This window comes from Streptomyces sp. NPDC054872, from assembly GCF_053610705.1.
This window is the reverse complement of record NZ_JBSGYY010000047.1, coordinates 1-10,529: the sequence shown is the minus strand read 5'-3', so window position 1 is coordinate 10,529 and position 10,529 is coordinate 1. Positions and strand designations below refer to the sequence as shown.

Sequence of the window (10,529 nt, the reverse complement as noted above, 5' to 3'; positions counted from 1 at the left end):
TCGGAGGTTCACTCCGGAGTCTGTGTAGTCCCTGTCGTCTGCAGCTGGCCTACTGCAGATCGAGCAGCATGGTGGTGTCCGCATGGTCCCGGCTCTCGACCACCCGGTAGCCCTCCGCGTAGTAGAGCGCGGCAGCAGGATTAGCGCGTTCCGCGCTGAGGCTGACGGACTCCAAACCGTGCTGTCGGGCGGGCGTCGGCCAGCGCCCGCAGCAGCGCACGTCCCACACCGCGCCCCCTCCAATCAGCGACAACGCCGATCGCCAGCTCGGGGATGTCGGCATGGACGAAGCCGTAGGCCGGCTCATCCTCGGTGAAGAACCTCAGCCATGCCGCACCGACGGCGCGCCCGTCGGCCTCGGCGGCTACCAGACCGAGGTCGGTCGGTAGCACGTGGCCACCCGTTGATGTAGCGCGCAAAACCACCGCTGATGGATCAGGCTGCCGCACCGTGATCAATCCTCAGCACTCACCGGTGCTACGCAGTGCCAGATGTCGGGTGACGGCAGCGATACGAGAACTGGGCCGTCTGGTCAGATGCCCGGGCGGTGAGGGGGATCCCGCAGGAGCGACGCGTTTCCCAACGCGGTGCAGGTGCACACCCCCGGTGCATGCCTCCTGGGTGAACCAGGTGGAGATCTTCTTCGCAGCCGTGCAGCGCAAGGTCATCTCACCCAACGACTTCACCGACCTCATCGAGGCCGAGCACCGACTCCGAGCCTTCGAACAGCGCTACAACACAACCGTTCCAGTGGAAGTTCACCACGTCGACCTCGATGATCTGCTGGCCAGGCTCGACCGGCACACCGCCGATCACCCAGAGGAATCCTCCGCCGCAGTGGCAGCATGATCAACCCCGAAGGATGTACGACGCAGATCACTAAGCCCCCAGGCGATGGGGCGATGATGCGCCGGATGGTTTCTTCGGCATCAACAGAATTTGGCCGGTGCTCCGGTAGCGGCGGCCTGTTGCTCGTTCGCCGCAACCGGAGCTCCGGCGAACTCGGTGGCTACCGCTGCTACTCAGCCGCCCGAGGCATGGGCGGCCGTCCTTCAGCAGAAGTCACCAAGCTGGGCCGCTTCATGGCCGCCTGGGACTCTGGTCTTCGCGGTGGGACGGACGAGTCGCCTGAGACGCCGCTGGCCTTTCCGCTGCCGCGTCAGCCCGGCTTCCGCTCGGTAGTGGGGCGCTCCGGCAGGATGGGGCCAAGGCCCCGTACCGGGGCGGGACCTAGGAGAAGAGCTGCTGCCATGACCGCCAAGTCCACGCCGTTCGACGAGCTTGACCGGAAGATCACTGCGACCCTGATGGCGAATGCCAGGGCGAGTTTCTCCGAGATCGGCGCGGAGATCGGTCTGTCGGCCACAGCCGTCAAGCGGCGGGTGGATCGGCTGCGCAAGACCGATGTGATCACGGGCTTCCGGGCCACCGTCCGGCCGGCTGCGCTCGGTTGGCGCACCGAGGCGTACATCGAGGTGTACTGCGACAACGCGGCGCCGCCCCGGCGTCTGTCGGAAGTGGCCCGCAAGTACCCGGAGATCGCGGCGGCCATAACGGTGACCGGGGCCGCCGACGCACTGCTGCACGTCAGGGCCACCGACGTGGGCCACTTCGAGGAAGTGCTGGAGCGGATCCGCAGCGAGCCCTTCATTCGCAAGACGATCAGTTACATGGTGCTGTCCCACCTGCTGCCGGAAAGCCCGGAGGCGGGAGCCAGTGAGTCGGCGCCGGACACCCCCACCGGCGGGAGGCCAGCCACGCAGTGAACCTGCCGTGAGCCACTGTCCTGCGCAGCATTCCTGCATATGCACGCAGCTTTTCGTTCTTGTCGTGCGTATCAGCCGCTTCCTACGGTGTAACCATCCCCGTCGTCACCGGCAGAAAGCGGAGGGATCCCCTGTGCCCGCAGGCCCCCCCATGCGTCGCCAACCCCGGCGCTATGTGATGTGCGAACCCCGCTATTTCGATGTGCGCTATGCCATCAACCCCTGGATGAACACAGCCATTCCAGTCAACCGCGCGTTGGCCCGTGACCAGTGGTGGACGCTCGTCCAGACGTACCGCGACCACGGCCACACGGTCGAGACGCTGGCTCCGGTGGAGAGCCTGCCGGACATGGTGTTCGCGGCGAACGCTGCGGTGGTCGTGGACGGCCGGGTCTTCGGCTCCTCCTTCCACGCCCCGGAGCGGCGGCCGGAGTCGGTCGCGTACGAGACCTGGTTCAAAGCGGCCGGGTACGACGTCCGCCGTCCTGAAGCGGTCTGCGAGGGCGAGGGCGATCTCGTGCCGGCCGGCCGCTTCGTCCTGGCCGGCACCGGCTTCCGTACACACAGAGACGCCCACCGCGAGGTACAGGAGTTCTTCGGTAGACCGGTCATCAGCCTGGAGTTGGTGGACCCCCGCTTCTATCACCTGGACACCACGCTGTTCTTCCTCGGTGATGAGGGCGACGAAGGAGACGATGCGGTGGAGAGCGACGGCAACGTCGCTTACTACCCGGGGGCGTTCTCCCCCGGCAGCCGCGAGGTCCTCAGGCGGCTCTACCCGCGCGCGGTGATCGCCACCGAGGAGGACGCCCTCGTGTTCGGCCTCAACTCCGTGTCCGACGGCCGCCATGTCTTCGTCGCTCGGGAGGCCCACGACCTCATCGCCCAGCTCGCCCACCGCGGCTATGTTCCCGTCCCCGTCGACCTCTCGGAGCTCCGCAAGGCCGGTGGTGGCATCAAGTGCTGCACCCAGGAGATCCGTTCATGACCAGCCCCATCACCGCCCCCGCGCCCCGCAGTACCTCCAAGACACAGTCCTCGGCACAGCTCATCCGCGCCGAAGGCCCGGTCCTCGCACACAACTACCATCCGCTTCCCGTGGTGATCGCCCGTGCGGAAGGCACCTGGGTCGAGGACGTCGAAGGCCGCCGCTACCTCGACATGCTGGCTGGCTACTCGGCCCTCAATTTCGGGCACCGCCACCCCACCCTGGTCGAAGCCGCGCACCGCCAGCTCGATAAACTCACCCTCACCTCACGCGCCTTCCACAACGACCGGCTGGCCGGCTTCGCCGAGCGCCTGACCGAGCTGACCGGCCTCGAGATGGTCCTGCCGATGAACACCGGCGCCGAGGCCGTGGAGAGCGCCGTCAAGGTGGCCCGCAAATGGGCCTATGAGATCAAGGGCGTCATGCCGGACCAGGCGACGATCGTCGTCGCCGACGGCAACTTCCACGGGCGCACCACCACGGTCGTGAGCTTCTCGACGGACAAGACGGCACGCGCGGGATTCGGGCCCTTCACGCCGGGCTTCCGTGTCGTCCCGTACAACGACCTGACCGCCCTGGAAGCCGCTGTGGATGAGACGACTGCCGCGGTGCTGATCGAGCCCATCCAAGGCGAGGCGGGCGTCGTCATCCCCGACGACGGTTACCTCACCGGTGTCCGCGAACTGACCCGGCGCGTGGGATGTCTCTTCATCGCCGACGAGATCCAGTCGGGCCTGGGGCGCACGGGCCGCACGCTGGCCGTCGACCATGAATCAGTGAGGCCGGACGTCCTGCTCCTGGGCAAGGCCCTGGGTGGTGGCATCGTGCCGGTCTCCGCCGTGGTCGCCCGCCGCGATGTCCTCTCTGTGCTCCGGCCCGGGGAGCACGGCTCCACGTTCGGCGGCAACCCGCTGTCGGCGGCGGTCGGTTCGGCGGTCCTCGACCTGCTGGCTACCGGCGAGTTCCAGCGGCGTGCCGCCCAGCTGGGCGGCGTACTGGACCGTGGCCTGGCCGCGCTCACCGGAGCGGGTGTGATGGGCTATCGATCCCGCGGCCTCTGGGCTGGCGTAGACATCGACCCCGCGTTCGGGACGGGACGGCAGATCAGCGAACGGCTCCTCGCCGAAGGCGTCCTGGTCAAGGACACCCACGGCTCCACGATCCGGCTGGCTCCGCCGCTGACCATCACGGAGGAGGAACTGGAGTCCGCCCTCACCGCCCTGAGGAAGGTCCTGACATAGCCACCGGTCCTCGAGGAAAGGCCCTCAAAACCACGGCGTGGGCCCCGAAAGGGCCCACGCTCGCCGGATCCACGCCTCGGGATGCGGGGAAGCACGGGGGAAGGCATACGGCCCACACTTGGCGAAGCACTGGGACGTCTCCAGGGATCCGCGCAGCGGCCCTTTGGTCACGTGCGGCCGACCGCCCATGCGCCTGACTCGCTCACTGGGGCGTTTCCCTCACGAGCGTGCCCGCAGGATCTGCGGCCCCCCCCCCCCCAGGAGGAGGACGCGCGCGAACGCGCCGATCTGGATCCACCAGTTGGAACTGCCCATCAGGTGGACGAGGGACCGATGCAACAGCATTCAGGTGACCTCGGCCAAGAGGCGCACCCCGATGGCCGAGCAGCCCACTGCCCCGACCGCCGCGTAGACCTTGGCCCGCGCTGGACAAGGCCGTTGACCTCGCCGGCGAACTGCGGACTCTGGCGTCCGCGTCGCCCTCCTCGTCCACGAGCTCAGCGACTGGGTAGCGGCATCGAACTGACAACGCTGGCCGAGGAGCTAAAGGCCACTGACGACTGAAGTCGGCTTCCCGGCTGATCGAACTCCAGGGTTCGCATGACACCTCCGACGCCATGTCCAACGTACTGGCCTCGTTCTTCGGCATAAAAGCGAGTACATCCGCCACCGCACCTCGAAGCCAACGAGTGCGCAGGTGATGGCAGAGCACGCCATCGAACTCCGCTGGCGAGTTCGCTCGGCAGATCGGTCGCGTCGGCCTCCACACAGCTGATCAGTTCATTCACGCCGCAAGCCACGGCCCGCTCGGCGGCCGCGTCGAGCAGGGCGGCGGAGTCGACGACGCGACGCGCCAGGGCCGGGGGGTGGCGTCCCCACCGTCACCGCCTGCAGCAGCGGTCCGCCGCCCTGGCCGTCGAGGTGGCAGCTGCGGCGCCTATCGCAACCGCAGGTTGGCGAGGTGCCGACCGCTGGCAACCCCCGTCCCGGCCCTCACCCGGTATTGCATCATTCATTCGAGCCCACACTCTTAGCTCACCTAATGAGGTATGAGTCAATACAGCGCCATTCAGGTACCAGCTCGCAAACCATGCCCCAGCGAGTCCTTTCCATGGGGATGTGCATTCAGCGGGACTGGGGTGGCGCATATGCGCCGTCGTGTCTGGATCGGTGGCCGTCCCAGCGAAACAGGCTCTACGCTCCAAGATGTCGCGACACACAGCTCAGTGCATCACCGCGCAATTCAAGCACAGGAGTGACCATGGAAATGCTCGCCAATCTCACCCCCCGCCAGATGGGTTCCCTGCTGATGGAACCGGAGGTTTCGTTTGCCGATAACGACGGAACTCAGGCAAGCGCCGACAAGTGCCCGATCACTGCTTGTGACCGCACCTGCATGGGCACGGGCAACACCAGCTGACACTTCCTCCAGCTAATCGGCGTATAGCGCAATCGCGAGGTTCAACAGGATGCCCCGAGGGAGATCGACCGTGACTGACTGGACTGCAGAGCGCGCGCTGCGGGAACTCATCAATGCGGCCGGCGCCTCGGGTCACTCCTTGTCCATAGGCCCCACGTGGGTTCGCGTGACCCCACGTCCTGCACCAACCTTGCCTGATCACGGATGGAAGATACACATCTCCTCCCGTGCAGCAACCTTGCGTGGTCTATCGGACATCCTCCTCCCTTGGCTACTTGAACAGCGCGTGCAATTCAAAATTGCGCGTTCTGAAAGTGTTCTGCGCCGTTTGAACAACGGGCAGAGCAGCCCTGCAGCAGTCGGCAAGGCTGTCACGATCTATCCAGATCAGACACGCGTCGAGAGCATCGGTCGCGATCTGGCGAAATTCTTGGCAGGGCATAACGGACCCCGCATACTCAGTGACAGACGGGTGAGTCCCCAGGCACCGGTCTATTACCGCTACGGGCCCTTTCGGACACAGTGGCATGCAGGACCGCAGGGCACTCTGGTTGTCCGCTTGCACGGCCCGGCAGGCGAAGTATTCGATGCGGCGGCCACGCTTACCTACGAGCAACCCTCGTGGGCCGTGGACCCGTTCCTCCCACAGCCGGAGTGCGATACCAGCTCCAACTCGCCCGCCACGCTTCCGTCGGCCCTGCTTGGTGGGCGTTACGAGGTACTGGAAGGACTCTACGAATCAGCCCGGGGAAATGTGTACCGAGCTGCTGACGTAGAGAGCGAAGAGCGATCTACGGTTATCGTTAAAATGGCGAGAGCCTACGTAGCCGAGGACCGCCATGGAACGGATTCGCGAAGTCGCCTCCGTAACGAACGACGGATCCTCGAAGCCTGTGCCGGCATCAACGGCACCCCTTCGCTTCTTGATCATTTCTCGCACGGCGACGACGAATACCTGGCTACGACGGACGCCGGTCCAAATAATCTGCTGAATCACATATGGCAGAACGGCTCCATGCTGCCGAGAGAGTCCAGTATCTCTGATCGCGACGAGGAATTCGCTCATTTTGCGTCAGAATTGGTCACTACACTGAATGAGCTGCATTCACGCGGAGTGATCATGAGGGATATCACGCCACGGAACGTGGTGCTTGACCAGGGACGCGTCACCATCATCGATTTTGGCATCTCCGCGCTCGACGGCCTGACGCTACCAGGTGGGACTCCCGGATATGCTCCGCAGGGACAATTGGACGGATCCGAAGAAGCTCATGTGAAGGATGATCACTTCGCATTGGGAATGCTTCTGTCTTTCGCAGCGACAGGATTGCCGCCTCTGGCAGGAGAAGTTTCCCGGGAACTGGCACGTATCCGCATGGTGCAGTCTCTCCATGCAATTTACGGCAACCTCCGCAGTGGTTTCGTGGCGGCCATCGACGACCTGCTCTCCGGTGACGCGTCGAGGGCTTCCCACGCTTTGCAGGTATTCACCTGTCGATCTTGGACCATCCCGGCAAAACAACCCGTAGCCCCTCCCGTAAGTGCAGATGCTGTTAGCTTGTTGCAACGGAAGGTGCTCGAGCTATTGCTTAATGACGGCAGCAGGCATCATACTTCCGGGGGCGAGCGGAACGATTTCGCAGCAGTAGATGCTAGCCTCTATACGGGCAGCGCCGGAATAGGCCTTGAGCTTCTGCATCACCAAAATGAGCCTGGGACGCTGCGTACTCTCGGGCAGCTTGTCACGCACGCTCGTGATGCCGTCGAGGCCGTAGCCCTGCCGCCGGGATTGTTCTCCGGCAGGACCGGCACCGAAGTCTTTTTGCATGTCGCCGAGGCCGCGGGCATTCAGTCGCAGTCTCCTATGCGTGCCTTGAAGGCAGACCGTGACCCCAAAGACCCCAACGACTATGACGTGATCGCGGGTCATGCAGGGGTCGGCATGGCGCATCTGATGACCGGTGACTTCGAGCGTGCTCTCGCGGTGGGACAATCACTGGTCGCACGATCGGAGCTGGCCGCCGTGCCGGCGGATGCTGAGACCAGCCTGGGTCGCAGCACGGATTTCGGTTACGCACACGGCTTTGTCGGCGTGACAGACTTCCTCGTTCTGCTGACGGCGCGAAGCAACGACCAGAAGGTCGGCGACGCCGCCTACGAGCGTGTGAGCGCTCTGGCAGACCTTGTACCGTCCCTGGGCAACGCAGCTGGAGCACCCTCGGCCTCCCCCATGGCCGCGTCCTGGTGCAGGGGGCTAACCGGTCTGGTCCGTCCGCTCAGGCATGCTTGGATCATCTTCGGGGACACAAAGTTTCTTCAAGCTGCTGAGACTGCAGCGCTGGCCTCTGCAGAGTGGATCCCGAGGATGGGCACTGCGGGGCAATGCTGTGGAACGGCAGGCATCGGTTCGATGTTGCTTGACATGGCATTCGACACGAACGAAGAACGCTACTGGGATGCTGCGCAAGAGGCTGCACGACACCTCATGCGACGCAGCCACGGCCCCGATGACGCCCCTCGCCTTATAGCGAATAGCGATTTCAGAGAAGCCCCCTACTCATGGGCTCAAGGCTATGCCGGGATTCTCACCTTCTTGCGCCGTCTGAACCACCCGCAGACTCCGGACTTGTTGCCCTCACTCTGAGGGGTTGTAGATCGCGGACCTGTCAGAATCTCGGGAACTTCGGAGGCTGCCCCTGTGCTCGAAGCCGCAGGGTGCGTCACGCTCCACCGTCGCCAGCTGTGGGGCGTTGGGGCGTGCGCTTTCGAACCGGTGAGTGTCGGCAACCGAGGGTGAGCTCAAGTGGTCAGCGCATCACCGCTGTTCAGGACAGCAGCCTAGACCTCTGGAGCGCGGTAGCCGTGCGGGTAGTGTTTGAGTTCAGGGCGTCGAGGTAGCCCCAGGTCTGCTTCTCAACGCCGCGACGAGGACGTCGCCCGCCTCGCCCCCATTCATGGGGCGGCACATCACCGCAGCCAAGGCATCCCCACTGGCCAGGGCTCCGCGAGGCGTGTACGGAGCCGTCTCGCCAGCTGGAGACTCCCCCCCATCCGCCCCGTCCTCTCGGATCCGGTCGGGTCATGTGTTGTCGGATGGACGCGGATATTCCACGTGCGAGATCCAAGTGGTGAGCAGTACTTCAAGTCCTTTGGCCTCGACGGGCGTCAGCAGGCTCAGTACGCGGTGTTCGTTGCGCATGTGGTCGGTGAACGCCTGGTCGATCAGTTCGCGACCGGGCTGGGTGAGGGCCACGATCCGGCCGCGCTGGTCGTCGTCGGAACGTCGGCGGGTGACGAGTCCGGACCTCTCCAGACGGTCGATCCGCTTCGTCATCGCGCCGGTGGTGACCATCGTGTGTGCGGCGAGTTCGCCGGGCGCGCGCTCATAGGGATCACCGGCGCGGCGCAGTGCGCACAGAACGTCGAACTCGCCCTCGCTGAGTCCGTAGCGCCCGTAAACGAGGTTCAGTTCTTGGGTGAGATGGTCGGCCAGCCGGTGCAGCCTGCCAATCACACCCTGCGGGGAGACATCGAGGTCGGGCCGCTCACGGCGCCAGTCGGCCTGGATGCGGGCCACGCGGTCCAGCCGTTGCGGATCGTCCATGCCCCCATGGTAGCTTCTCAGGAAGCTATATTATCTTCCATGGAAGGTAATATACGGTGGGTCGCCCTGACCGCTGTCGCACCGGTGGCCTGGGGCACCAACTACTACGTCACCCATGAATTCCTGCCACCCGACAGCCCCCTCTATGGGGCGGCCCTGCGGGCGCTGCCCGCCGGACTCGTCCTGCTGGGCCTGCGCAGACAGCGACCGCACGGCGCGTGGTGGTGGCGGTCCGCAGTGCTTGGGCTGCTCAACGTGAGCGTGTTCTTCGTGCTCGTCTACGCCGCCTCACAGCTCCTCCCAACGAGCGTCGCCTCGACCGTAATGGCGATGTCCCCGCTGGCGATGATGCTCATCGCCTGGGCCCTCCTCTCCGAGCGGCCAGGCATCGCGCACCTGGCCGGAGCCGCGATCGGGCTCGGCGGGGTCTGCCTCATGCTGCTCACGGGAACAGGAAGCGTGAGGGTGCAGGGAGTCCTCGCCTCAGCCGGGGCCATGCTCGTGTCGGCCTTCGGCCACATCCTGACCAAGCGGTGGAACAACACCGGCACTGACGTGCTCGCCTCGACCGCCTGGCAACTTACCGCCGGAGGGCTGTTCCTGCTGCCGGTCGCCGCAGCCGTGGAGGGCCCACCGCCCGCACTCTCCGCACTGGCGCTCCTCGGTTTTGGCTACGTCACCCTCGTCGCCACCGCGCTGGCCTTCGCTGCCTGGTTCACCGGGCTACGGCACCTTCCCACAGGGACCGTGGGCCTGGTCGGACTGCTCAACCCTGTCACAGGCGTGCTCCTCGGCATGGGAGTGGCCGGAGATGTACTGACAGGCCAGCAGTTGTGCGGACTGGCACTCGTCCTGGTCGGAGTCGTCCTGGGACGGCCCAGACCCGCAGGACGACGCGCCGGTAGTCAGACTCCTCTCCAGCCTGAACCCGACAAGCCTCTCGCCCGCGAATCCTCCCCCGGCCATTCCCTGTGAGCATCGGCCCCCGCTTCACACTCAGATCGATCGACTAGAGCTTCTTCGTCTCGTACTCAGCACTAGGGACCCCGACTCCGTGCGGCATTCAGCCTTGCTGCACTCGTACCTCCAGCCGCTTACGTGAGCGCTACTGCCCTTGCAATAGGCGCACGCCTACACATACTTGCCCGACCCCGCACACTTGGCGTGGATTGGCCCTGTCTTTTCTTCAAACCGCGCCAGACAGAGCGGCATCAGAACGCCACCGGTTCTGCAGCACCGAGAGCGGCCGAGGCGGCCTGAGAGACCGAATCAGATCAAAGCGATCTGTTCGAATCCTTTCGATTCTTCTCCAGAAGCGATCCTAAGGCTCCGACCTCCCCACCAAGTTTCCCGATCGAGCAAGCTGTTCGCTCCTACACAAGTGACTGGAGGCACCTGAGATACATCCCGCCCGCGCCCCCGTGAGGGGGGCAGTGTTGCACCCCGCGCGTCTATGCAGCCAGGGAGGGCGTCGCCCCTTCTCTCCAGCCGGTCGGCTGGAGAGAAGGGG

At 65.0% G+C, this 10,529-nt stretch carries 9 protein-coding genes; 7 read left to right on the top strand and 2 right to left on the bottom strand.

The window, feature by feature from the left end; all coding sequences use genetic code 11:
• Positions 1–140 precede the first annotated feature (140 nt).
• Positions 141–326 (bottom strand): hypothetical protein, encoded by a 186-nt coding sequence (locus tag ACWGIH_RS37710; RefSeq protein ID WP_453450249.1) that lies wholly within the window; start codon positions 324–326, stop codon positions 141–143.
• Between the two features lie 295 nt (positions 327–621).
• On the opposite strand from ACWGIH_RS37710, the gene ACWGIH_RS37705 reads away from it, so the two are divergent.
• From ACWGIH_RS37705 to ACWGIH_RS37680, 6 genes are all read left to right on the top strand, one after another.
• A complete protein-coding gene (locus ACWGIH_RS37705) occupies positions 622–849 on the top strand; it encodes a hypothetical protein (protein WP_453450191.1) in 228 nt (75 codons plus the stop codon).
• Positions 850–1,250: 401 nt separating this feature from the next.
• Complete coding sequence (locus ACWGIH_RS37700; RefSeq protein WP_453450190.1) at positions 1,251–1,766, top strand: Lrp/AsnC family transcriptional regulator; 516 nt, start codon at positions 1,251–1,253, stop codon at positions 1,764–1,766.
• Positions 1,767–1,917: 151 nt separating this feature from the next.
• Positions 1,918–2,754, top strand: coding sequence for a dimethylargininase (gene ddaH / locus ACWGIH_RS37695; RefSeq protein ID WP_453450189.1), 837 nt, complete (start codon positions 1,918–1,920; stop codon positions 2,752–2,754).
• Positions 2,751–3,995, top strand: a complete 1,245-nt coding sequence (rocD, locus tag ACWGIH_RS37690; protein ID WP_453450188.1) for an ornithine--oxo-acid transaminase — start codon at positions 2,751–2,753, stop codon at positions 3,993–3,995. The genes ddaH and rocD overlap by 4 nt, the downstream gene beginning before the upstream one ends.
• Positions 3,996–5,256: 1,261 nt before the next feature.
• Positions 5,257–5,415, top strand: coding sequence for a hypothetical protein (locus ACWGIH_RS37685; RefSeq protein ID WP_453450187.1), 159 nt, complete (start codon positions 5,257–5,259; stop codon positions 5,413–5,415).
• Positions 5,416–5,485: 70 nt separating this feature from the next.
• On the top strand, positions 5,486–8,059 hold the full coding sequence (locus ACWGIH_RS37680; RefSeq protein ID WP_453450186.1) for a class III lanthionine synthetase LanKC N-terminal domain-containing protein: 2,574 nt from the start codon (positions 5,486–5,488) through the stop codon (positions 8,057–8,059).
• A gap of 435 nt (positions 8,060–8,494) precedes the next feature.
• Here the strand turns inward: ACWGIH_RS37680 and ACWGIH_RS37675 are convergent, their stop codons facing one another.
• Positions 8,495–9,019 carry a MarR family winged helix-turn-helix transcriptional regulator gene (locus tag ACWGIH_RS37675; RefSeq protein ID WP_453450185.1) on the bottom strand — a complete coding sequence of 175 codons (525 nt, stop codon included), beginning with the start codon at positions 9,017–9,019 and terminating at the stop codon, positions 8,495–8,497.
• Positions 9,020–9,058: 39 nt separating this feature from the next.
• On the opposite strand from ACWGIH_RS37675, the gene ACWGIH_RS37670 reads away from it, so the two are divergent.
• Complete coding sequence (locus ACWGIH_RS37670) at positions 9,059–9,994, top strand: EamA family transporter (RefSeq protein ID WP_453450184.1); 936 nt, start codon at positions 9,059–9,061, stop codon at positions 9,992–9,994.
• The last annotated feature ends 535 nt before the right edge of the window (positions 9,995–10,529 follow it).